This is a genomic window from Limosilactobacillus ingluviei DSM 15946 (genome assembly GCF_001435775.1).
In the GTDB taxonomy this organism is placed as follows: domain Bacteria; phylum Bacillota; class Bacilli; order Lactobacillales; family Lactobacillaceae; genus Limosilactobacillus; species Limosilactobacillus ingluviei.
This window is the reverse complement of the sequence record NZ_AZFK01000011.1, coordinates 19095-42472: the sequence shown is the minus strand read 5'-3', so window position 1 is coordinate 42472 and position 23378 is coordinate 19095. Positions and strand designations below refer to the sequence as shown.

The 23378-nt window shown below is 49.0% G+C and carries 23 protein-coding genes; 15 read left to right on the top strand and 8 right to left on the bottom strand.

Features of this window, described 5'->3' with window-relative positions:
- Positions 1 to 84: 84 nt before the first annotated feature.
- Positions 85 to 255: a hypothetical protein gene (locus FC43_RS11220; RefSeq protein WP_019205250.1), complete on the bottom strand. Its 171-nt coding sequence runs from the start codon at positions 253 to 255 to the stop codon at positions 85 to 87.
- A gap of 24 nt (positions 256 to 279) precedes the next feature.
- Positions 280 to 741, bottom strand: coding sequence for a Fur family transcriptional regulator (locus FC43_RS02085; protein WP_019205251.1), 462 nt, complete (start codon positions 739 to 741; stop codon positions 280 to 282).
- A gap of 117 nt (positions 742 to 858) precedes the next feature.
- Here FC43_RS02085 and FC43_RS02080 point away from each other — a divergent pair, with 117 nt between their 5' ends.
- Together FC43_RS02080 and FC43_RS02075 are read left to right on the top strand one after the other, a co-directional pair.
- Positions 859 to 2289 carry an MFS transporter gene (locus tag FC43_RS02080; RefSeq protein WP_420865125.1) on the top strand — a complete coding sequence of 477 codons (1431 nt, stop codon included), beginning with the start codon at positions 859 to 861 and terminating at the stop codon, positions 2287 to 2289.
- 95 nt (positions 2290 to 2384) lie between these two features.
- Positions 2385 to 2924: a DNA-3-methyladenine glycosylase I gene (locus FC43_RS02075; protein WP_056953702.1), complete on the top strand. Its 540-nt coding sequence runs from the start codon at positions 2385 to 2387 to the stop codon at positions 2922 to 2924.
- 50 nt (positions 2925 to 2974) lie between these two features.
- Here the strand turns inward: FC43_RS02075 and FC43_RS02070 are convergent, their stop codons facing one another.
- Positions 2975 to 3706, bottom strand: coding sequence for a hypothetical protein (locus FC43_RS02070; RefSeq protein ID WP_056953699.1), 732 nt, complete (start codon positions 3704 to 3706; stop codon positions 2975 to 2977).
- 180 nt (positions 3707 to 3886) lie between these two features.
- Between FC43_RS02070 and metK the strand changes: the two genes are divergently transcribed.
- Entirely contained in the window at positions 3887 to 5071 is a 1185-nt protein-coding gene (gene metK / locus FC43_RS02065) for a methionine adenosyltransferase (protein WP_056953698.1), read from the top strand.
- A gap of 79 nt (positions 5072 to 5150) precedes the next feature.
- Here metK and FC43_RS02060 read toward each other — a convergent pair whose 3' ends face one another.
- Positions 5151 to 5789 carry a phosphatase PAP2 family protein gene (locus tag FC43_RS02060; protein ID WP_162258977.1) on the bottom strand — a complete coding sequence of 213 codons (639 nt, stop codon included), beginning with the start codon at positions 5787 to 5789 and terminating at the stop codon, positions 5151 to 5153.
- Between the two features lie 134 nt (positions 5790 to 5923).
- Here FC43_RS02060 and FC43_RS02055 point away from each other — a divergent pair, with 134 nt between their 5' ends.
- The 4 genes from FC43_RS02055 to FC43_RS02040 all read left to right on the top strand — a co-directional run bounded on the left by FC43_RS02055 (position 5924) and on the right by FC43_RS02040 (position 9576).
- Entirely contained in the window at positions 5924 to 6217 is a 294-nt protein-coding gene (locus FC43_RS02055) for a glycine cleavage system protein H (protein WP_156648224.1), read from the top strand.
- A 49-nt stretch (positions 6218 to 6266) separates the two neighbouring features.
- A complete protein-coding gene (locus FC43_RS02050; RefSeq protein ID WP_056953691.1) occupies positions 6267 to 7226 on the top strand; it encodes a DUF2785 domain-containing protein in 960 nt (319 codons plus the stop codon).
- Positions 7227 to 7302: 76 nt separating this feature from the next.
- Complete coding sequence (locus FC43_RS02045; protein WP_056953689.1) at positions 7303 to 8436, top strand: D-alanine--D-alanine ligase family protein; 1134 nt, start codon at positions 7303 to 7305, stop codon at positions 8434 to 8436.
- A 297-nt stretch (positions 8437 to 8733) separates the two neighbouring features.
- Positions 8734 to 9576 carry a helix-turn-helix domain-containing protein gene (locus FC43_RS02040; protein WP_056953687.1) on the top strand — a complete coding sequence of 281 codons (843 nt, stop codon included), beginning with the start codon at positions 8734 to 8736 and terminating at the stop codon, positions 9574 to 9576.
- Positions 9577 to 9628: 52 nt separating this feature from the next.
- Here FC43_RS02040 and FC43_RS02035 read toward each other — a convergent pair whose 3' ends face one another.
- Both FC43_RS02035 and FC43_RS02030 read right to left on the bottom strand, forming a co-directional pair.
- On the bottom strand, positions 9629 to 10036 hold the full coding sequence (locus tag FC43_RS02035; protein ID WP_056953685.1) for a VOC family protein: 408 nt from the start codon (positions 10034 to 10036) through the stop codon (positions 9629 to 9631).
- Between the two features lie 32 nt (positions 10037 to 10068).
- Positions 10069 to 10797, bottom strand: coding sequence for a DUF6198 family protein (locus FC43_RS02030; RefSeq protein WP_056953683.1), 729 nt, complete (start codon positions 10795 to 10797; stop codon positions 10069 to 10071).
- A 184-nt stretch (positions 10798 to 10981) separates the two neighbouring features.
- Here FC43_RS02030 and thiD point away from each other — a divergent pair, with 184 nt between their 5' ends.
- Both thiD and FC43_RS02020 read left to right on the top strand, forming a co-directional pair.
- The gene (gene thiD / locus FC43_RS02025; RefSeq protein ID WP_056953681.1) at positions 10982 to 11788 is read left to right on the top strand and encodes a bifunctional hydroxymethylpyrimidine kinase/phosphomethylpyrimidine kinase; all 807 of its coding nucleotides are present in this window, start codon (positions 10982 to 10984) and stop codon (positions 11786 to 11788) included.
- Between the two features lie 23 nt (positions 11789 to 11811).
- On the top strand, positions 11812 to 12183 hold the full coding sequence (locus FC43_RS02020; RefSeq protein WP_056953678.1) for a DUF1304 domain-containing protein: 372 nt from the start codon (positions 11812 to 11814) through the stop codon (positions 12181 to 12183).
- A 257-nt stretch (positions 12184 to 12440) separates the two neighbouring features.
- Here FC43_RS02020 and rpsD read toward each other — a convergent pair whose 3' ends face one another.
- A complete protein-coding gene (gene rpsD / locus FC43_RS02015; protein ID WP_019205265.1) occupies positions 12441 to 13049 on the bottom strand; it encodes a 30S ribosomal protein S4 in 609 nt (202 codons plus the stop codon).
- A gap of 300 nt (positions 13050 to 13349) precedes the next feature.
- Here rpsD and ezrA point away from each other — a divergent pair, with 300 nt between their 5' ends.
- The 3 genes from ezrA (at position 13350) to thiI (ending at position 17662) form a co-directional block, all read left to right on the top strand.
- Positions 13350 to 15059 (top strand): septation ring formation regulator EzrA, encoded by a 1710-nt coding sequence (ezrA, locus tag FC43_RS02010; protein WP_019205266.1) that lies wholly within the window; start codon positions 13350 to 13352, stop codon positions 15057 to 15059.
- Between the two features lie 207 nt (positions 15060 to 15266).
- Entirely contained in the window at positions 15267 to 16415 is a 1149-nt protein-coding gene (locus FC43_RS02005; RefSeq protein WP_056953676.1) for a cysteine desulfurase family protein, read from the top strand.
- A gap of 44 nt (positions 16416 to 16459) precedes the next feature.
- Positions 16460 to 17662 (top strand): tRNA uracil 4-sulfurtransferase ThiI, encoded by a 1203-nt coding sequence (gene thiI, locus FC43_RS02000; RefSeq protein ID WP_056953706.1) that lies wholly within the window; start codon positions 16460 to 16462, stop codon positions 17660 to 17662.
- A gap of 230 nt (positions 17663 to 17892) precedes the next feature.
- On the opposite strand, the gene FC43_RS01995 is transcribed toward thiI, so the two are convergent.
- The gene (locus FC43_RS01995; protein ID WP_019205270.1) at positions 17893 to 19149 is read right to left on the bottom strand and encodes an LCP family protein; all 1257 of its coding nucleotides are present in this window, start codon (positions 19147 to 19149) and stop codon (positions 17893 to 17895) included.
- A 201-nt stretch (positions 19150 to 19350) separates the two neighbouring features.
- Between FC43_RS01995 and FC43_RS01990 the strand changes: the two genes are divergently transcribed.
- The 3 genes from FC43_RS01990 to FC43_RS01980 are packed head-to-tail and all read left to right on the top strand — an operon-like array spanning position 19351 to position 23378.
- Positions 19351 to 19821 carry a MarR family winged helix-turn-helix transcriptional regulator gene (locus FC43_RS01990; protein WP_019205271.1) on the top strand — a complete coding sequence of 157 codons (471 nt, stop codon included), beginning with the start codon at positions 19351 to 19353 and terminating at the stop codon, positions 19819 to 19821.
- Positions 19814 to 21553 (top strand): ABC transporter ATP-binding protein, encoded by a 1740-nt coding sequence (locus tag FC43_RS01985; protein WP_056953675.1) that lies wholly within the window; start codon positions 19814 to 19816, stop codon positions 21551 to 21553. The genes FC43_RS01990 and FC43_RS01985 overlap by 8 nt, the downstream gene beginning before the upstream one ends.
- Complete coding sequence (locus FC43_RS01980; protein ID WP_056953673.1) at positions 21546 to 23378, top strand: ABC transporter ATP-binding protein; 1833 nt, start codon at positions 21546 to 21548, stop codon at positions 23376 to 23378. The genes FC43_RS01985 and FC43_RS01980 overlap by 8 nt, the downstream gene beginning before the upstream one ends.

Sequence of the window (23378 nt, the reverse complement as noted above, 5' to 3'; positions counted from 1 at the left end):
GAGCACGTCACTGATGAGCAACTACTTTTTTTCTAACTTAAATTGACATTTCGGGAATATAAAAAAGCGCGGCCCCAGCCCACGCTATTCTAAATGCTCCTTGATCCCCATGGGAAAATCCTTGTCGATTTCCTTGAGAATCGGCAACAAATAGTTGATGTAGTCGTGGTAAGCCTCAATCGGCTGCTTGGGATCCGCAGTTTTGGCCATCAGGGCGATGGCAATTTCGTGGGCACGTTGTTCGTTTGAAATCACTGTCTTCACCTCAAAAAGATATCCTTAGCGATTATGCAATAAACCAAGTTTAGCTTGGCATTCGGGACATAAGCCCTTGACTTCAATATCCGTCCGGTTGACCAAGTAGTGGGTCTGCTGCCGGGTGATTTCGTCGAGCTGCTGGTTTAAGCGACTGAACTCCGGCGCAAACACGTCGGCGATTTTACCACAATTTTCGCACACGACGTGGTAATGCGGCTGCCCAAAGTAATCGAAGTGGGTGGAGCCATCCCCGTTTTTGAGCTCAATGACTAAATGGTAGTCAACGAGCAACCGGACGGTATTGTACACCGTGGCAATGCTGATGCTGTCGTCATGTTGCTTGAGATCTTCGTAAATCATTTCCGCACTGGGGTGAGTGTGGTGGGTAATCAAATAGTTTAGAATTGTTTTGCGCTGGGGGGTCAAACGGACCTTATGTGATTTTAAAATTTCAAGCGCGTGAGCTAATTCATTTTGTGCCAAGTTAATCCCTCCCTTTGTGTTTCTTATTTTGTCTTTATTATAGCATTGACAGAAATATTTGGGAAACCTATAATGATCTCCGTTAAGAATCATTCTAAATTTAGGGAGAAGGAATTTTTGATGACGACCCTTGATCAAACGGGTACCCCGTATCGGCGGGGCTGGTTTATCGTTACTTTGTTGCTCGGGACGTTTACCATGTCGTTGAGTCAGTCGGCCCTTTCGACCGCGTACCCGACCTTGATGCACAGTTTTGGCTTATCAGCTGATGTAATTCAGTGGCTGACGACCGGGTTTATGCTGGTCATGTGTATCAGTATGCCGATTTCGCCCTGGCTGTTGAACAATTTGAGTTTCCCGGCTATGTTCACTCTGGCGCTCGGGATGTTTGACCTAGGAACGCTGATTATTGTCGCGGCCCCCGCCGCTTGGGGGGCGGCCGGTTTTGGGATCATGATGGTCGGCCGGATTCTGGAAGCCGGCGGGGTTGGCTTATTATTTCCTTCGTATCAAACGGTCCTCTTAGAGATCACTCCCAAGGACCAGCGCGCGACGACGATGGGCTTGGCGGGGTTGGTAATGGGGTCAGCCTTAGCGTGCGGGCCAATTGTGGCTGGAATTTTACTGAAAATGTTTGCTTGGCAGGCGGTCTTCATCTTTTTTGCCGTCGTCATCACCCTTGTCTTGTTGGTAGCGCGCGGGGGCGCAATTCGGGATGTCTTGCCGCGTCGCCAGTCGGAGTTGGATTGGTGTTCATTGGTCTTATTATTGGGGATCATAGGTTTAATGCTAGGGATCGATCAAATTGGCAAGCCGGGAGTGGCTTGGCATTGGTATGGTGCAGGAGTTTTGCTTAGCCTAGCGATGCTAACTGGGTTTGCCTGGCGCCAATTTCACTTGCCACAGCCCGTCTTAGAGTTGCGCGTATTGCTGAATTTTAAGTATGACCTGGCAATTTTACTGACGTCCTTGGCGTATGTGGCCTTGATTGTTACCACGATTATTTTTCCTTTGTACTACCAGGAAGTATTGCACTTGAGTCCGTTCTGGTCAGGATTGGCCTTGGTTCCGGGGGCCGCGCTGTTGAGCCTGTTAAATCCGCTGACGGGGCGCTTAGCCGATCGCTTGGGCTTTCAGCCAACCTTAATGCTGGGAATGGGGTTAATTGCTGGCGGATGGCTGTTAGCTTGGTGGCAGGTTGCCAGTGGCCATCTATTGCCAATGATTGGGGCGGCGATGGTGATTGAAGGGGGCAACGCCTTCGTCATGATGCCAGCGGTTACCCTCGGGGCGAATGCCTTGCCGGACGCACTGGTGGCGCACGGGACGGCCGTGATTACCACTTTTCGGCAGTTGATTGGTTCCACCGGCGTTGCGGTAATGACCTTATTGTTGACCCAGGAAACGCAAGCCGCTGTGCACCGTGGCATCGCACTTTTGCCCGCTGCCATCGGGGGCTACCAGCAAGTTTGTCTGGTGATGCTGGGCTTGGCCGGCTTGGGATTGCTGTTGGCGTTCGGGTTGCGCGAGCATCGGGCAACAATATAAATTTAAAAATATTCATCATAAATCGCCTGGTTTGACGTATATATAAGATAAGGACAGCAAATTGCTGTTCCATTAAATCAGCGAGGTGAAGCAAAATGAATCAGCACTACCCAACCTGGGTTCAGCACCCCCTCATGAAGGATTACTACGATCATTATTGGGGGCGGCCGGTCTATGGCGAAAACGAGTTGTTTGAATGGCTATGTCTAGAAATCTTCCAAGCCGGGCTCGCTTGGCGACAAGTCTGGCAACGTCGCGCAGCCTTTGAAGCGGCCTTTGCCAACTTTGAAATTGAAGCGGTCGCCGCGTTTACGACCGCGGATGTCGACCGGCTGCAAAATGATTCAGGGATTATTCGTAACCGGGCCAAAATTCAAGCTTGTTGTCACAATGCGCAATTGCTGGCTCAATGGCATCAAGCCGGCCGCTATCTTTCGCCGGTAGCGTGGGCAGTTACCGGCGGGGAGGTGTTGCGATTGCTGCCGGATCAGGCTGGCTGCTTGCCAGCTACGATGCCGCTTGCGACGACCTTTGCGAAGCAATTAAAGGCCCAAGGTTTTCAACGGACAGGGCCTAAGACCGTTTTTGCGTGGTTGTGTGCGGTCGGGATAATTAACGGTCGGTTACCGGAGTAAAGAAAAATGGTGGCGGTAAGCTGTTGATTCAGCTTACCGCCACCGTGATTTTAGCTCCAGTAAGTAAAGACGATTACTAGCATTTGGGTTAGACAGGTCAACAATAAGGAAGGTTCCGGGGTCTTTTTGTACATGGTAAATAACCACCACCCTAAGCTAATCAATCCGGCGGCTAAAATTGGCCAGCGGAGGGGATGCGAGAGCAAAGAAATTAGTAAAATCAACAGGGCAATCAGCATTACCAGGGCCCGCCGGTTGGAACGGGGCATGAAGAAAGGCGCCCAGAAGCACCAAGTCGTAGTCATTACCGGTAGCAGGTAGGTTACGATTTCCCAGGAAATAAAGTGCAAACTGGTGTAGGCGACGCCCACCGGAACGGTGAGCATCAGTAATGCCCCGCAGGTGAACAGCCCTAACTCATTTTGCAGCTGCAGGGTTGGCCAGGTTAACAGGACCGTAAACAAAGGCAATAATAAGAGCAAGAGCATGACCAAGGGGATCGTGATAAACCCGGCGATTGCACACAGCGCACTTAGGCCCAACAGTGGCCAAGCGAGGGGGGCTTGAAAGCGGTGCTTGAGCAATAATATCCAGCTGTAAGCAATCAAAAATTCATACAAAAATAACATCCCCATGTGGGCGTTAAAGTGGGTCCCAGACACCCCTACGGCATAACTGAAGGGGGCGAAGGACCAACTGATAAAAACAATGGCGGCAGTAGCTAAGATTTGTTGCCACTGGTCAAAGGCAACGTGGTATTGTTGGCTGTTTAAACGGCGCACGATAAATTCCTCCCCAAAACTTTCCTTTAGTATAACTTTAATCTGGCTGGCATTGAATAGCTGATGGCAAATATGTTAAGATTGACGCGTTATGAAGCAAATTCCCGATGGGAGGGTGGTTGACACCCGCTGCCTTGTAACCGCACATTCAGTTATTGAAGATATGGGGGAATTATCAAAATGAAGAAACACTTATTTACGTCCGAATCCGTTTCCGAAGGGCACCCGGACAAGATTGCCGATCAGATTTCTGACGCGATTTTGGATGCCCTGTTGGCTCAGGACCCGGAAGCCCGGGTGGCAGTCGAAACGTCCGTAACGACCGGGTTGGTCCTGGTCTTCGGGGAAATTTCAACGACGGCCTATGTTGACATCCAAAAGGTGGTTCGCGAAACGATCAAGGAAATTGGCTACACGAATGGCAAGTACGGCTTTGACGGCGATAACTGTGCCGTCATTGTCTCCTTGGATGAGCAATCGGCCGACATTGCCCAAGGGGTTGACGACTCCTTGGAAGTCCGCGATGGTGGGGTGGACCCCTTGGATCAAATCGGGGCTGGTGATCAGGGGCTGATGTTTGGCTATGCCACGGACGAAACGCCCGAATACATGCCATTGCCATTGATGCTCAGTCACCACTTAATGCAGCGGATTACCAAGTTGCGTAAGGATAAGCAGTTAGTGTACTTGGGACCAGACGCGAAGGCGGAAGTGACGATTGAATACGATGAAAATCACGTGGCCAAGCGGGTTGATACCGTGGTATTAAGTACCCAGCACGAACCCGACGTTACCTTAGACCAGATTCGCCACGATGTCTTAGAGCAAGTGATTCAACCAGTCATCCCAGCTGAACTGCTGGATGATGAGACCAAGTACTTCATTAACCCGACGGGCCGGTTTGTGATCGGTGGGCCCCAAGGGGATGCCGGTTTGACGGGCCGGAAAATTATTGTTGATACCTATGGTGGGGCGGCTCACCACGGGGGCGGGGCCTTTTCCGGCAAGGATGCCACAAAGGTTGACCGCTCGGCTTCGTATGCGGCCCGCTACATTGCCAAGAATTTGGTAGCCGCTGGTTACGCCAAGCAATTAGAAGTCCAAATTGCCTATGCGATTGGGGTTGCCAAGCCAGTTTCGATCTCAGTTGACGACTTTGGAACGGGGACCAAGAGCGAAGAAGAATTGATTAAAGCCATCCAACAGGTCTTTGACTTGCGGCCGGCCGGGATTATTCAAATGTTGGATCTCAAGCGGCCAATTTACAAGCAAACGGCGGCTTATGGGCACTTCGGGCGGACCGATATTGAACTGCCATGGGAACAATTGGATAAGGTCGCAGCATTAAAGGCGATCTTAGGCTAATTACTGTTAAATGATAATAAACAAGATGCCAGTGACGGCGGCTGCGTCCGTAGTCACTGGCATTTTGCTTTTTAAAGGCTTAAAGCGCCGTGGGGTGCGGCAGAAAATGCGTAAAAACAATCTGCCAAAGGCTTAAGACGAAGATCCCCAGGCACCAGCCCCCGAGCACATCGCTGGGGAAATGGGCGCCAACGTAAATCCGGGAGCAGCCCACTAAGATAATTAGGCCGCCCAAGCAAAGACTGCCCCACCCCTTGGTCCGTCGGGAGAGGGGGCTGGCTAATAAGACGAGGAGAATCCCGCCCAACAGTAAAGCCGCCCCACTGGAGTGCCCACTGGGGAAGGAAAAGCCACCGTAATGCATTAAGACTTCCGCGCTGGGCCGCGGACGGTTAACTAAGTGTTTGATGACTTTGTTGAGTAGAGTGCCACTGCAAAGCGCAAGACTAAACTGGGCCGTCCACCGCCATTGCCGGTGCCAGCTCAACCAAAGGACAAATAAGCCTGCCCACCCCACAGCGGGCCAGGGATCAAACAGGCGGGTAAAGTGGGTGAAAAAAGCGGTCTGAGCAGGGGTGCGGTGGGTATTGACCAGCCACCGGACGTGATGGTCAAAGGCTAAGACCGCCGAATTTTGACTTGCGACCAGGTACCAATCCAGTAAAAAGAGCAAGCCACTGGTGATTAGCAACCAGTAGCGCCAAGGGATTCGTTTCAAAGAAAAGGCCTCCTTGAACATTGAGAAATTTTACATATTTAGTGAATGGCCTTATTTTAGCATGCCAGCCGGTGCTTGACGAGGACTGGGCGGCTGGCTACACTGAAAACATTAACTTGGACGGAGGCAATGCGATGACAACTTTGACTGATCCCTGGTGGGTTAAACGAACGGGTAATGAAATCACCCTGGGGTTAACCCCAACGGCGTTAACCCAACTGGGCAAATTATATTTTTTAGATTTTCCGGCGCCGGGGGCGGTTTTAAAAGTTGGCCTCCCCTTTGCCACCATTGAAGCCCAACATTGGATTGTGACTTTAAATAGTCCGGTCGCTGGCCAAGTTGTGGCCTTGAATCCGGGTTGGCAAGGGCAGATTGAACCAACGGGGCAAACGAGTGCTTGGCTGCTTCGCCTGATCACCGTTTAGAAGCGGGCTGTGTTAGAATGAAGAAAAGCAGAAAAAAGGGGTTAGGGTAGTGAAGGAATTTGGTGAATTCGAACGCCAAGCCGTGATGATTCACGAACAATTAGCTGCGGGAGAAATTTATTACGAAGCCCGGGATCAGTTAGCCAAGCTAGCTGATAAGCTGAAAGGGCACCGGCGGACCCCACGGGAAACGCCAACGGTCAATCCGGTTTTTATTGTCGAAATGCATTTGATGATGACGGATGGCGCTCCGCAGGCCAGCAGCGTGTCAGACGATTTTTTGGCTGACTTACTCGTGGCGATCCAGACGGCCGACGGGCACTTGCGCCATCAAGTGGTCAGCTGGATGAACTGGGCGATTGATCATCATCGTTTGACCAATGACCAGTTGCAGTGGTTGGCAGTCCAGTTGAGTCAAAGCAAGTATTTATACGATCATTTGCTGGAACGCAACAGTCCTGGGGTATACGCGCGCAGCTTGACCTTAGTGCTCCTGCGTTTTGTCTTATATGCGGCGCGCCAGCAGGAGCGCCAGATTGAGGTTGCGACTCTCAAACGGCTCAGTAATCGGTTGGTCGTGGCGATGCTGGGAGAAAAGGATTTACGGGGCTTTGTGGAAGGGGCCGGATGGGTGCAAACCTTTGCGGCCTATGCCGGTTTATGCAATGAAATTTGTGCCGACGAGCGGCTTAACCGCGGCGATAAATTGTTTTTGGTAGCTGCCTACTTGGTGGCCTATCGTCGCTTGCGGGCGCCATTAACGATGGGCGAGCCGGATGAAGGAGCCGCTTTCATCGCCCAAGCAGTAAAGACGCACCCGTTGTATGCGCGTTATTTTATTGAAGATCTCAAGGCTTGGCGACAGGAAATGGATAAACAAGACCCGAATAAGCCGGCAACTTGGCACCGGGTTTTTAACTACCGGCACTTGCTCCAGTTATTATTGCTGGATAGTGCTTTGCCGGCCCAAGTCGTGCAGGCGATTATGGAACAAGAAAACCGTGGTTAAAATGGTAGCGCTTATGTTATAATATAGTTTCCAAGAGTTACGGTTTTAAATTGACAATTGAATAAAGGAGATAGTTATGGCAAAAGATAAACTTCACGTCGCCCTTTTATTTGGGGGGAACTCTTCTGAACACGATGTTTCCAAGCGATCCGCGCACAACATTTACGATGCGATGGATAAAGAAAAGTACGACGTTAAGCTTTTCATGTTTACCAAAGATGGGATCTTGATCGATGACGAAGCTTCCCGGCGAATTTTTGATGGGGAACCGGAGGACCAAGTCGTGCAAGAAGCCTACGCGAAGATGGACTTGGATTCACCATTGGCTCCAATCAAGGTTTTAGAAGCGGCCGGGCCAATTGACTTTTTCTACCCAGTCATTCACGGGAACCTCGGTGAAGACGGGACGGTCCAAGGCTTATTCCGGTTGCTAAAGAAGCCATACATCGGGACGGGAATTGCGGGGTCAGCGATGGCCTTTGACAAGGATTTGACCAAGCGGATCTTAGACCACGCGGGGATTCGCAATACCCCATACATCCTCTTGACGCCGGATAACCGGGCTGATTACCCATGGCACCGGATTGAAGAAGAATTGGGGGGCTTGGTCTTTGTGAAGCCAGCCAAGCAAGGTTCTTCAGTTGGGATTCATAAGGTGACTAGTGCGGCCGAATATGATGCGGCCTTGGCCGATGCCTTTGGCTATGACTTTAAGGTGTTAGTTGAACAAGGCTTGGATCACCCACGGGAAATTGAAATTTCGATTTTAGGAAATGAAGAACCGATTGCTTCGAAGTTGGGTGGGATCAGCGTTCCAGCAGGTGATGATTTCTACGACTATAACAATAAGTTCGTTGATGCTTCTGGCGTGGTCTTTGACTTGCCGGTACCATCGTCCGACAAGTTGCGTGAAGAAATTACCGCGATGGCGCTCAAAGCGTACAAGGCCTTGGAATTAAAGGGGATGGCGCGCTTAGACTTCTTGGTCGACCAAAACGATGTCCCGTACTTAGGGGAACCCAACACCTTGCCAGGGTTTACCAACATCAGTCTGTACCCGCAAATGTGGAAGATTTCGGGGATTGATTACTCAGAATTGATTGACCGCTTGATCCAATTGGGGATTGAAGAGTTTAACCACAACAACGAGATTAGTTATAGTTTCAAGAGCTTGGGTGAAGAACACGTTGGGGAAAAACGGTACCATTAAGATTTCTTATTAATATTTAACGGGTGATTGAAGAAATAATGAGAATCAGGCGTTAAATTAAGAGTGGGTGATTAACTATCTGTTGATCACCCACTCTTTTTTGAAATCATAAGTAGATTTGGGAAGCAAACCCCGCAAAGCATAAGTTGATTGATTACTCTTTCTTATTAAAAAAGAATATGTTATATTTTTTAAGGCTTATGTTTTTCACTCACATAATTTTTGTGGTAAAGTATGGTCAAGAAATAAAAAACGGTATTTGTTACCAGGCGAATACCATAGGGAGAAGGAATCATTATGCGTTTAAAAGGTGATGTTTTAAAGCAAATTCGCCGGAAGCGGGGCCTGTCCCAAACGGCATTGTCGGAAGGGATCTGTACGCAAGCCACCATTAGTTTAATGGAAAAGCAGAATCGGATTCCGAAGATGAATATTTTAACGGCGATCTGTGCCCGCTTAGATATTCCGGTTGATAAGATTATCGAAAATGACGATGTTTCAATGACTTCGCAATTCGATGAAATCAGCCTGCTGATTGTCCAAGAGGACTACGAAGAAGCGGAAGCCCGCTTAAAGAAGATCAAAGTCAAGAAATTGCAAAATGACTTTGATAAGCAACGTTACTACTACCTGTTAGGGGTCTTGCAAGTGGCAACCGGTCAAGTTGACGAGGCTATTTTCAATTTTGAATTGATCCTCACCCAGTTCTCAACCATGAGTGCCAATATCTACTGGGCCTTAACAACCGTGGGGATGGCAATGGCTTACGAAAAGCGGGGCAATGAAGAGCGGGCGTTGAAGTTCTTGCAGCGGGCCGTGACGTTGATTGACGAAAAGCAATTAACGGGGGGCAAGCGGCAATGGATTATCATTTACCGCAACATTGCCGACCTCTACTTGAAGCTGAAGCAGCCGAATGATGCGATGACAATTGCTGGACGCGGGATTGACATCTGCCGGGAAGACCTGACGATGTTCTTGCTAAGTGATTACTACCAAATCACGGCAAAGGCGGCGGAATTATTAGCGGACCGGGCAACGGCCTTGCAAAACTTTACGATTGCCAAGAGCTTGTTGTTGATTAACGGTGAAGAAGCTCAAGCCCAAGCAGTGCAAGCAGAAATTGATGGTTTACAATAAAAAGAAGCAGTTGGCGCGTGTGTGCCAACTGCTTCCTTATTTTCCTTACTGGTTACTTGACAATTTCGCAAAATTCGATCGTCTCACTGTTGGGGCCTTCGATGTTGAAGAACTTGATCCCGTGGTCCCAGAAGTCGAGGTGTTGTACTTCCGTTTCCTTCATCTTAAAGCCAGCGGCCTTGGCAGCTTGAAATGCCGCATCGGCATCGCTGGTATTTAAGGAGAGGTGGTTGATGGCCCCAGTTTGGTGGACCGCGCCATCCCCGGTCCAGATTTCAAGGGTCAAGTGGGCATAGCTCATGAAGACGACTTGGTTGCCTTGGTCATCGGTATCAAAGTTCCCGGTCATTTTAAAGCCGAGTTTTTCCCAAAATGCGACCGTCTTTGGCAAATCATCGGTTGGCATGCCGACGTGTTGTAAATCATCAAAGTAACCTGCTAAACTCTTGTTAAATGCCATTAGTAAAACTTCCTTTCAAATCAGTGTAAAACTTAGTTGCCAAGGTCTAAGGCCTGGTGGGTTAAGCGACCAAAAATATGCTGATCAGCCCAGCCGGTAATCGCGCCTTGGAACAGTAAAGCAAAGATGGTCCCCAACCCGAAGTTGGCTAAGCCCATCTTTGGTAATGCGATTAGGGCAAACAGCGTTGGCGGAATATAAGACATCCACATGGAAATGGTGGCATTTCCCTTGCAAAAGCGGAACCGCAAAATCTGGTATAAATCATCAGCCGGGTGAAGCACGAGGTTGACCCGTTGGTAGATTGAAATGGCTACCCCGATGAATGCCACCCCTAAAAAGTTGATGGCCACGTACAAGATGACCATCCCAAGGGAATGGGCGTCGGGCATGATCCGATTAAAGATGTTGGAGAACCATTGGATAAAGATCGAGAAGGGTAACATAAAGATAAAATTCCCGCCAATCCGTTTCCAATCCCATTTCTTCATTAGGATGGCGTTTAAAACGGACGTTAACATTCCTAGAACCATAAAGGCCCAGAATAACGCTAAGGGGTTATCCTTACCTAAAATAGCATAACCGAGGTTGTTTTCGGCCGCCGTCCAATAAGCTGACCCCAGAAATTGGGGGTGAATATGTGAACTTGTCACAAGGGTTAACACATTCCCCATCGAATTGATGACAATCGAAAGGGCAAAATAAGCAATACTGGCGGTCATTGAGATCGACCGGGTATTGACCACGTGGGATTCTTGCATGTCTTTTTCCTCCTATTGGTGAAAAACTTCACTTTACGATCATTGATTCTATGCTTCTTTTAGTTCTGTGTCAACCGCTTGACACAAAAAGATCAAAATATTCAATTCAACATTTGACAATCCTTATGATAGAATTAAAATATCATTAAAAACAGGAACTTCAGGTCTGACGGAGGAATGTGGAATGGAACAAACAATTCAAGCGTTGACGATTGCGGGGCACGATTCGGACGGGAGTGCGGGAATGCCCGCGGACCTACATGCCTTTTTTGCAGATCAGGTTTATGGTCACGGGATCTTAACCGCAGCGGTAGCGGGAAATTCACACGGTATTTATGCGAGTCAAGTCATGCCGGCAGAATTTATTGCCAAGCAATTTGAAGTGTTAGCGGCGGATTTTCAAATTCGCGCCGCTAAGACCGGGATGCTGGCCAACGATGAAGTGATTAACGTGGTGGCCGATTCATACGATGAAGCCAAGTTCGGGCCGCTGGTAGTTGATCCGGTCATCATTACCAAGCATGGGGCGATGCTGTTGGAACAATCGTCCTATGAATTATTCCGGGAACGGATTATCCCGTTGGCGACCGTTTTAACGCCTAACTTTTTTGAAGCCCAGAAATTGACTGGTAAGGAGTTGGCTACGCCGGCTGAAATTGAGGCGGCGGCAGAAGAATTACAAGCGCTAGGGGCAAAGAACGTGGTGATCAAGGGCCAACACGTGGCAGGACAAACGACGCCGGTCAAAGATTTTGTCCGTCTAGAGGATCAAACGACCTTTTGGCTGACGCAACTATATGTCCCGACTGATCGCGTTAACGGGACGGGAGACAGCTTTTCGGCGATTATTGCTGCTGAGTTGGCCAAGGGGGCGACCGTCGCCGCAGCTATCCGACGGGCAAATAAATTGGTGCATGCTGCAATTGCAAATGGCTTGACGGTGGGCCATCAATATGGTCCAATTAATCATTGGGCAGCAATGACCGAATAAAAGCTTGAAGGGGAGGAGTTAAGGTGACGATTGCAATTGGCTTAGTCTGCTTGGTTGGTTTAGAGCATCTTGGGATTATGGTGCTCGAAATGTTTGCCAAGCCGCACCAACAAGCCAAGGCCTTTGGTTTGAGTGAAGAATACGCGCGTCAGCCAGAAGCGCGGGTCGCAATGGCTAACCAGGGAATCTATAATGGCATGTTGGGTCTCTTATTGATTAGCACGCTGTGGTTCTTTAGTGGGGCGGTCCGGTTTGAGGTTTGGAGCTTGTTACTACTATTTGTGATTGTAGTTGCTGGTTACGGTGGGTTAACCGTCGGCAAAAAGGTCTGGGTGTTACAAATGTTGCCTGCCGTCTTGGCGGAGGGAGCCGTTTTGGCTGCTTGGCTAGGCTAATCAGAAAATTAAGCAGAGAAGAGGCTGGGAGAAAACACAGTTTTCTTCCAGCCTCTGTTTTTTGAATATTACCCAGATCACGTGGGAAATAACCGCAAGCCTAGTGGATAAGTACGAACGAAGAACGATGCGTACCGCGCCAACCTTCGTTCTAGCTTATCCATCCGGCTTACCGAGCAGGTTATTTCCCACTCTCTTTTTTGCAAAAAAAAACACCGACAAATTTGCCGGTGTTTTGGGTAACCGTCCTAATGGGATTAGTGACGGTTGTAGAATTCAACGACGAGGGCTTCGTCGATGTCAGCATTCATGTCTTCCCGGGCTGGGAGCCGCGTCAAGGAACCTTCCAGCTTGTCAGCATCAAATTCCACGTAGGAAGGACGAGCGACAACAGCTTCAACCGCGTTCTTGATGATTTCCAAGTTCTTGGACTTTTCGCGAACGGAGATTACTTGGCCTACCTTAACTTCGTAAGAAGGAATGTCAACCCGCTTACCATCAACCATGATGTGGCCGTGGTTAACCAATTGACGAGCTTGGCGCCGAGTAGTGGCTAACCCAAGCCGGTAAACCATGTTGTCCAACCGCCGTTCCAACAGGATCATGAAGTTCGTACCGTGAGTACCTTCCTTGATCTTGCCGGCCCGCTTGAAGAGGTTGCTAAATTGCCGTTCCGTCATCCCGTACATGAAACGCAGCTTTTGCTTTTCGCGCAATTGCGTCCCGTATTCAGAAATGCTCCCACGACGGTCGTTCCCGTGGTCACCAGGAGCGTATGGGCGCCGTGCTAATTCCTTACCAGTACCAGAAAGTGAAACCCCAAGACGACGGGATAACCGCCAGCTTGGACCAGTGTAACGTGACATAATTAAATTCCTCCAAATATTTTGAATTGGAGTAAAATAAGCCGATTGTATGGTTCACATTCGTGCAGCCTGATCAGATCGTTCACCCTCGCAGCTGGGGTACTAGAAACACCAAGTTGGCATCAGGCTGTTGACGAGCTTGCTCCATACTGCTGCATTATTTTACACAAGAAGTATCATACAATAAGCTCAAGACCTGCGTCAAGCAAAAAAATAGTTGAACTTGCCCTAGCAAGACCCGAAAGCTTGAGCTGTATGCTATACTGAGACTAAGGATTTTCTTATGTAGGTGGGATAAACATGGTACAAGTTTTAATTGGGGTGCTGGTAGTGGCGTTAGCAGTCATTATCGGATTGTTTGTTTACCAGCGCCAAACTTTAAAGCGGCTGGCTGACTTGGAGCAGCGGTTGGCCGCATTGAAATTGTCACAGATTGACACACGCTTAGGGCCAGATAAAGTTAAGGCCCTAATGGGGGAGTCACTCAAATCGTTTACGGAGTTGCGGGAACGCTTTGATCAGCAGTTGCAACCAGCCGTTAAAAAGGCAAAGGAACAAACCGCGGTTTTAAGCAATGAAGCAAAGACGACGGCCCTGTTTACAATTAACGGCGCAGTGAAGGACTTAGCGGCGCAGGTTCAAAAAGTTGAAGCTGAATACCAACGTATTAACCAGGCGTTGGATCAATTGGACGCGGCGGTAAAGGATCAAACGGTGGCGTTAACCAAATTGCGCAAAACGTACAATGACTACGGCCGCAAATTAGATGAGGAAGCCTTTGCGTACGGTGAAAGCAAAGCCGCTTTACATGATCGCTTAGTTAGTTTAGAAGAAAAGTTTGAACGCTTTGCAACGATTGCCAACCAAGGGGATCATGAGGCGGCCCAAGAAATTTTGGATGATTTAAAGGCGGAAACGGCAGTCTTTGCTGATTTGTTGGACACGGTGCCCCAACTCTATAAGCCTTTGTACACCACTTACCCTGACCAATTAAGCGAACTGGCGAACGGCTATCAACAACTAAAACAAGAACACTACAATTTTAGTGAAGCTGACCTCTTGGTTAAAATTCAGGATTTGGCGGAGGAGCAAAAGTTTGCCCTTGAAAAATTGGCTACCCTTGAAATTGCGCCGGTAAAGGCTGCTAATGAACATTTAGCGCCAGCCATTGATCACTTATATGAAGTAATGCAAACAGAGTTGGATGCCCGGCCCCAAGTTGCTCAGCTTTTGACGCCCACGCTTGATCACTTGGCGCATGCGGAACAGCAGAACCGGCAGTTGCTAAATGAATTGGACAAATTGAGCTTGAGCTATACGCTGAATCACAATGAAATGGCTGACGCCCGGGGGTTAAATGAGCAACTCCGGCAGTTGCGGGCAGAACTGACTGAGGCCCAACAAGCTGTCGATGCACAAACGGCGGTGGACAGTCAGGTGCTCAAGCAGCTGCAAGCAGCGGAAGAAGAATTGGCGGCGATTGAAAAGCAACAAACTGAAATCAATCATGGGGTGGTTGGTTTACAAGAAGATGAGCAACGCGCTCAGAAAGCCTTACAACGGTTTGCAGTAACGTTAAAAACGACGAAGCGCCGGGTCGAGAGTTTAAATTTACCCGGGATTCCGCAAGCCTACTTGGATTACTTTTTCGTTGTGGCTGGTGAACTAAAGAAGTTGTCACAAGCGATGGATCGGCCCCAAATTGATATGGAAGAAATTACCAAGCAACTCTTGATGGTGCAAGAAGATTTGCAAACCCTCCAAGAAAAAACGGATGAATTGCGTGACAGTGCTGAATTGACGGAGCGGATGATTCAATATGCGCACCGCTTAAGCGTAGACCACGAGTCAATCGAAGCGGCAATTCAAAAGGCCCAGACCCAATTTGATCAGTATGAATATACGGCGAGCCTCGAAACGATTGGGACGGCGATTGAAGAAGCCGAGCCAGGAGCTTTCAAACGGTTAGAGCAGAGTTACTTTGACGAAGTTGATCACGCAACGAATTAATTTTTTGATTTAGAACCAGTTGGCTTTTAGTCCAGCTGGTTTTTTTGTATAATGATTGTCGTTTAGAGTTGAACCGGGGATTTTTAGATCCCACCTTTTGACTGGGTCACCATGTTTTCTAACCAAGGTTAGCGAAGGTAAAACAGTCAAGTAGATCGCGGGTAGCCAGCAGCCCCCGTTGGTCTAACGACATGAGGAGGAACGTTTTTGATTTACTTTGATAATAGTGCCACGACACCGGTTTGGCCGGAGGTCCTCGCAACTTTTGATCAAGTTACCAAGCAAATTTGGGGCAATCCCTCGAGTTTGCATAAGCTAGGCGAGCCCGCTTGGAATCTGTTGGAGCAGTCGCGCCGCCAGATTGCTCAACTGTTAGGGGTCTTACCAAGTGAAATTATTTTTACTTCGGGGGGCTCCGAAGGGGATAACTGGGTAATTAAAGGAACGGCCTTGGCGAAGCGGCAGTTTGGCAAACACATTATTACCTCGAGTGTAGAACATGCGGCGGTGCGCAACGCCATGGCGCAATTAGAAGAGTTGGGGTTTGAAGTAACTTACTTGCCCGTTGACCAAACTGGTCGGGTCAAGCCAGCGGATGTACAGGCGGCCTTACGCTCAGATACGATTTTGGTATCAATTATGGCGGTAAACAATGAAATTGGCACGATCCAGCCGATTAAAGAAATTGGCGAAATTTTGCAAGCCTATCCGCGGGTCCATTTCATGGTGGATGCCGTGCAAGCGTTGGGAAAGGGCTTAGATGACGTGGTCTTTTCTGACCGGGTGGATTTTGCAACATTCTCGGCGCATAAATTCCATGCTTTGCGCGGGACCGGTTTTGTGTATGCCAAGCAAGGTCGCCAGTTAGCGCCCCTGATTAACGGTGGGGGCCAAGAACGGGGGCAACGTTCCGGAACGGAAAACGTAGCCGGCTTTGCGGCGATGGCCCGGGCGATTCGGCTGGTGAAGGAAAAAGAAGCCCAAAGTGTTAAACAAGAACAAGCCGTCCGGGCGGCGATCTTTAAGCACCTCCAGCAATTTGACCATGTACATCTTTTTTCGGATCTAACGCCCCAATTTGCTTCGCACGTTTTGTGTTTTGCCATTGAAGGCGTGCGCGGCGAGACGGTCGTGCATGCGTTTGAAGATCACGACATTTATATTTCGACGACCAGTGCCTGCTCGTCGAAAAAACAGGCGGAAGCCAGCACGCTTGCGGCGATGAAGGTGCCGACCAGACTGGCTGAATCAGCGGTGCGCATCAGTTTAGGGGATCAGAATACGCTGGCCGATGCCGTCGCGTTCAATCAGGCTTTTGACCAGGTTTACGCCGGTTTCCAAAAAATTATTGATTAAGGTAAGGAGGGGATTTTTTGGCACAACTCCAATACGATGAAATTATGGTGCGCTACGGGGAACTTTCCACCAAGGGGCGCAATAAAAAGAACTTTATCGACCGCTTAGGTAATAACGTCCGGAAAGCCTTGCATGACTTTAGCGAAGTAAAAGTTCATGCAAATCCCGATCGGTTGCACATTATTTTAAACGGGGCGGACAGCACGGCAGTGATGAAGCGCCTGAAGTTGGTCTTTGGGATTCAGACGTTCTCGCCGTCCCTGCGGGTTGAAAAGGATTTTGCGGCGGTTTGTCAGGCGGCGAAGACTTTGATTGCAAAGCAAGTCGATCGACCAATGACGTTTAAGGTTGAAACCAAGCGCAGTGACCATGATTTTGCCATGGGAACCTTTGAAATGAACCGGGAATTGGGCGGTTATCTGCTGCAAGAATTTCCGGAGTTACTAACGGTTGACGTGCATCAGCCGGATATCGAAGTCCGGGTTGAAGTCCGGTTGAACGGCATTTTCTTAACCAGTGAAATTATCAAGGGGGCTGGTGGGTTACCAGTTGGGACCGCTGGCAAAGGGATGATGATGCTTTCTGGGGGGATTGATTCGCCAGTGGCAGCTTACTTAGCCTTAAAGCGGGGCGTCTCCTTGGAAATGGTCCACTTCTATAGTCCGCCGTATACGAGTGAACAGGCTTTGGCCAAGGCGAAGGAATTAACGGGAAAACTGGCGCAATATGCTGGGAGTATCCGGTTTATTCAAGTTCCGTTTACGGAAATTCAAGAGACGGTGAAGGAAAAAGTGCCGGAAGGTTATTTAATGACGGTTCAGCGGCGCTTCATGTTGCGCTTGGCGGTTGAATTAGCCAACCGCCGGCGGGGACTGGCGATCTTTAATGGTGAATCCCTCGGGCAAGTGGCTTCCCAAACGATGGAATCGATGCGGGCAATTGAAGAAGTCACGAACATGCCGGTTCTCCGGCCGGTCTTGTCTTATGATAAGACCGAAATTATTAAGATTGCTGAAGACATCGATACTTACGAGCTGTCCATTTTGCCGTACGAAGATTGTTGTACGGTCTTTACTCCGCCCTCGCCGAAGACAAAGCCGAATATGGCAAAAGCCGCTAAGTATGAAAGTTGGCTGGATGTTGATGGCTTGATGGAACGCGCTTTAGCGGGGATTCAAATTGAAGAAATCCACGCGGGCCAAGAATTCTTAAATCAAAATGAGGATGTCTTTGCGGAATTACTGTAAGTAAGGGCAAATTCGGTTTCTTGCTTGCATTTAGCTGGGTTTCTTGGTATATTTCTAACCGGAGGAGAAAGTCCTCCCTCAAAAACATCTTTTGTCGGGAAGTATTCAAGAGACTCCGACATCCATTCGCCCCCAATCGGCTCTCCCCGGTTGGGGGTTTGTCGTTGCATGAAGAAAGGCGCTGCGAAACTGAGTTAAGTCAGTTTCGCAGCGCCTTTTGGCTAATATGCTTAATTTCCTAAAGTTGGACTTGATTTCAGCATTGAATTCCCCGTTGACAACCAGTTATTGGAACTGGTCGTAGTACTGATGGTGGTTGCACTTGGCGTCCCACTGCCCGGGACGTTGTAAGTAGCATTATTCGGTAAGATAAAGTCAATATTATTGTAACCATCGTAATTGGTTTGCATGTTATACATCCGGGTTTCGATATTGGTAACGTGCTTGGGCTTTAAGCCGAGTTGTAAGCGGACCAAGCGTGAGACCCGATTGATTTCCTTTGGAGAAGCAATTTGGAAGGAGGCGCCATCAATCATCGCGTTCTTTCCTTGGAAGTGGTAGGTAGCCACGTTGTTCATTGCAACCCGGTAATTGGTAAAGAGCCCCCCGATGGAGTCCATTGGCACATCGGTCTTGATACCGTCCTTTACGGCGCTCAAAATTTTATTGGCCGCTGATAGTGATCCCTTGTGTTTAAAGGTATTTACGACGCTCTTCATGACCTGTTGCTGCCGTTTTTGGCGGCCATAATCATTGTTCGGGTCATCATAACGCATCCGCGAATACTTTAAAGCTAAGGCCCCGTTTAAATGTTGCTTGCCCTTCTTGAAGTGGTGGCCTTCATAGGTAAAGGCAAAGGGGTTATCAACGTCAACCCCGCCAACGGCATCCACGACTTTTTCCAAAACGCCCATGTTAATGACCGCGTAGTAATCAACCGGGACGTCTAAGAGCTCTTCGACTTGCTTAACGGTTTGCTTAGCGCCGCCGATTGAATAGGCTGCATTGATCTTAACGTAATCAGCGCCTTCGCTAGTGTCGACTCTGACCAAGGTATCCCGTGGGATACTGGTCATGGTAATCTTTTCTTTTTTGGGGTTAATTGTAATTAATTCAATGGTATCGGTATTGCCCCCCTTGTTTCCCCGGTCAAGGGCGCCGACGTCCGTTCCCAAGGCCAAGACGGAGACGGGATCCCCGTTGCGCAGCTTGGTATCTAATTTTCCATCTCCAGTGGCAAAAATCCCTTCGGCTGTAGAATGCAGTTTAGTATACTCGTAACCTCCCAAGGCCAAGAAGAGCAAAATAATTGCTAATACGACCCGCCGGACCCATTTAAACGCATCGCCGTGATGGTGGGGGCGTTGCGGGGGCCGGGGGGGCTGATTGCCATTGCCACCCTGTTGTGGGGTTTGGGCGACCCGCTGGTTAATACGGTGTTCTAATTCCCGGCGGTAAGCAGCGCGGGTTTCTCGTTCATCATTCATTTCAAGTTACCTCAGTCAAATAAAATTACTAACTCCTTTACGTTATCAAAACCGTTATCGCGCGTCAATTTGCTCAGCCGGATTTAAAAAAGATGTAAAAAATGCTGGTTAAGCTTGCTTGACAGGTCGGTAAAGGGGGGTATACTTAAATTCGTTAGATTCCTAATAATTAGATACCTAACTAAATTTAGGAGGGCTTTAATGAGTAATCAAGAATTAATGCAGAGTTGGTGGCAGCTCCGGATGCAAATGGGGCGGTTGATGCAAGCGCGGCATCGCAAGGGGCGAGGAACCGGCCTCCGGGGACGAGACCGGATTATCGGCCTCGTGAGTTATGCCGGAACGTCCCTATCCCAGCGGGAATTAGCTGACCGGGTTCATTTGAAGCCGGGGTCATTAACGGAAGCGTTGAACGGGCTAGAAGCGGATGGCTATGTGCAACGGACCCGCGATCCGTTTGACCGCCGAATTTTACGGGTGCAGTTAACGGCCAAAGGTCAAGCTCGCGCTAAGGAGATCAAGGCGGAGCACGATCAGTTTGTGGCGCAATTATTTGCACAAATTACGCCAGCGGACAAGGCAGTTTTGCAGCGGATTTTGCAGCAAATGATTGAAAACATCAAAACTTATGATGCACAGATCAGGGACGCAAAGGGGGATGACCATGCTTAAAATTGCCAAGCGGAACTTGGAATGGTTACCGACGTTACTGGCGGTTGTATTTTTATTGGGGCAAGTATGTGCTGATCTTTACTTGCCAACGATTACGGCGGAACTGATTGACCGGGGCGTGGTGAAAAATGATTTAGCCTATATCAAGCATGCCGGTCTGATTATGTTGGGGGTCGCCTTACTCGGGCTGTTGGCTGCGGCGGTTAATACCTATTTCGCGTCAACCCAAGCCATGCGGGTCGGCCAAAAATTACGGGCCCAAATTTTTGCCAAGGTGTTGCAATTTTCAAACCAAGAAGTCAGCACCCTTGGCGATTCATCATTGATTACCCGTTCAACTAATGATATTGTCCAGATTCAAACGGTAATGTTTCAAACTTTGCGGATGATGTTGCAATCACCAGTGATGATGTTGGCAGCGATTGTCTTAGCTTACCACCGGGAGCCCAAGCTGACGGTCATTTTTTTAATTAGTTTACCGATTTTGGCCCTCACTGTTGGCAGTGTGATGCGACGGGCGATCCCACTGTTTCGGAGTATTCAAAAGAAGACGGACCGGATCAACTTAGTTTTTCGGGAAGGATTGACGGGAGTTCGGGTGATCCGGGCTTTCAACCAAGATCAACGCGAGCAAAGCCGGTTTCAAGCCGCAAATGAGGATTACACCCAAACGGGGATCAAGGCCTATACCTTAGTGGCGTTCCTTTTTCCGGTGATGACTTTGATCTTAAGCCTGACCAACGTGGGGATCATCTGGTACGGTGCGCATTTAATTGCCGAGCGGCAGATGCAAGTTGGTAATTTGGTTTCCTTTTTGACTTACGCGGCCCAAATCTTATTTTCCTTTATGATGTTGGCAATGGTATTTGTTTTTGTTCCCCGGGGGGCAGCGGCGGCCAAGCGGGTGAACGAAGTATTGGATTATCCGATTGTGGTGCAAGAGCCTAGTCAAGCGCAAGCAGTTGCTTTACCACGTGAAGCAGCCAGTTTAAGCTTTAACCACGTCAATTTTCGTTACCAGGGCGCAGAAAAGCTTTCTTTAACAGACGTTAACTTCATTGCGCCAGCGGGGACGACGGTGGCCATTATTGGGGGAACCGGGTCGGGAAAGTCGACCCTGGTCAATTTGATCGATCGCTTATTTGACGTTGAGAGTGGCCAAATCAAGATCGGCGACCAACCAATTAATCAGCTGCGGTTACACGATTTACACGCTTTGGTATCAATCACCCAGCAAAAAGCGGTGCTGTTTTCGGGGACAATCCGCTCCAACTTGCAATTTGGTAAACCGGACGCAACGGATGAGGAAATTTGGCAGGCCCTCAAGGTAGCCCAAGCCCAAGATTTTGTTCAAGCGGCCGGGGGCCTGGATGCCGTTGTCGAACAAGACGGGGCAAACTTCTCGGGTGGTCAACGCCAACGGTTGGCGATTGCTCGGACGATTATTAAACCGGCAGCGGTTTACATTTTTGATGACTCTTTTTCGGCGCTTGATTTTAAGACGGATGCGCAATTACGGCACGCCTTGCAGACTGCTAAGCACTTACAACCGGCGGTGAAGGTAATTGTGGCCCAGCGGGTCTCAACCGTTGCCGATGCAGATTTAATCCTGGTAATGGAAGATGGACACGTGGTTGGTCAAGGTGATCATGCCACCTTAAAGGCAACTAATCCAACCTACCAAGAAATTATTGCTTCGCAGTTACAGAAGGGGGATGAAGCAGATGCATAATCACCATCGGGGACCAGCGGAAAAAGCGGTCGCCTTTTGGCCGGCTGCCAAGCGGCTCTTAACTTACCTGAAGCCTTGGCGCTGGGCGATGCTATTTGCGGTCGTGATGGCCATTGGTTCAGTGGTAACATCAATTATTGCGCCGAAGATTTTAGGGGAAGCCACCACTACGATCTATGCCGGCTTGATGAAGGGTTACGCGCAGCTTAAGGCGGGCCAAGCAGTGGCACAAATGCCGATTGATTTTGCCAAAATTGGGCGGATTGCGGGGGTAGTCCTAGCCTTGTACTTAGTATCAGGACTATTTAGCTTTGCTCAACAGGCCATTATGACCCGGGTTTCGCAGCGCGCGGTCTACAATCTGCGCCGCGATTTAAAGGCCAAGTTGGCGCGGGTGCCCGTGAAGTATTATGATACGACCAACAATGGTGAAATTATGAGCCGGATGGTCAATGATATGGATAATATTGCTTCGGCTTTACAGCAGGGTATTATCCAGCTGATCACCAGTTTGTTGACGATTTTAGGGGCCTTGATTTTGATGCTGTCAATCAGTTGGCAATTAACTCTGGTTGCTTTGGTGACCGTACCACTGTCAGCGGTAGTGGTCGGTTTCGTTGCCCCGACCGCGCAAAAATTATTTGCCAAGCAGCAAGCGGCTTTGGGAACGATTAACGCCCAAGTGGAAGAAGTGTACGCTGGCCATACGATTGTGCGCGCCTTTAATCACGAAGCAGATGAAGCTCAAAAGTTTGCCCAGGCCAATCAAAAATACTACCAAGCCGCCTGGCGGGCGCAATTCTTTTCGGTGTTGATTTTTCCGTTAATGAATTTTATTAAAAACATTGGCTACCTCCTGGTCGTGGTGATTGGGACGATCCGGGTTGCGCATGGGCAGTTGACCTTGGGGAATGTGCAGGCCTTTATTCAATACGTCAACCAATTTACCCAACCCTTAACTCAGTTAGCGAATTTGTCCAGCACAATTCAACAAACAATCGCTTCGGCCGAACGAATTTTTCAGGTCTTGGACGAACCAGAGCTGTCACCAACGGTGCACCCGGCCACGTCACTGGTTGCAACAGCCCCAATGGTTGAATTTAAAAACGTTTCATTCGCCTACCGGCCGGAGGAACCGCTGATTGAAAACTTTAATTTAGTTGCCCAACCCAATGAAATGGTCGCCATTGTTGGACCAACGGGGGCGGGGAAAACGACCATCATTAACCTGTTGGAACGTTTTTATGAGCTCGACCACGGACAAATTCTTTTGAAGGGTCAAGATATTCAGGGCATGCCCCACGAAGAATTGCGCAGTCATATGGCGATGGTCTTGCAAGAAACCTGGCTGTTTACGGGGACGATTTTTGATAATATTAAGTACGGTCGTGAGGATGCCAGTGATGAAGAAGTCTATCAAGCGGCCCGCTTGGCCCGGGCGGATAATTTTATTCGTGAGTTGCCGGAAGGGTATGCGACGATCCTGGATGAAACTGCTTCAAACATCTCCCAAGGCCAACGGCAGTTGTTAACGATTGCGCGGGCCTTTCTAGCGGATCCTGAGATCTTGATTTTAGATGAAGCCACCAGTTCGGTCGATACGCGGACCGAAGTTTTGATTCAACGGGCGATGCGCAAGTTGCAAGAGAACCGGACCAGCTTTGTTGTAGCCCACCGGCTGTCAACGATTCAAAAAGCGGAACAAATTATTGTTTTGAACCAAGGGCACATCATTGAAACGGGGAACCACCAGACTTTAATGGCGAAGCACGGCTTTTACGCGGATCTGTACAATAGCCAATTTATGGGGAATCAATTAAGTTAG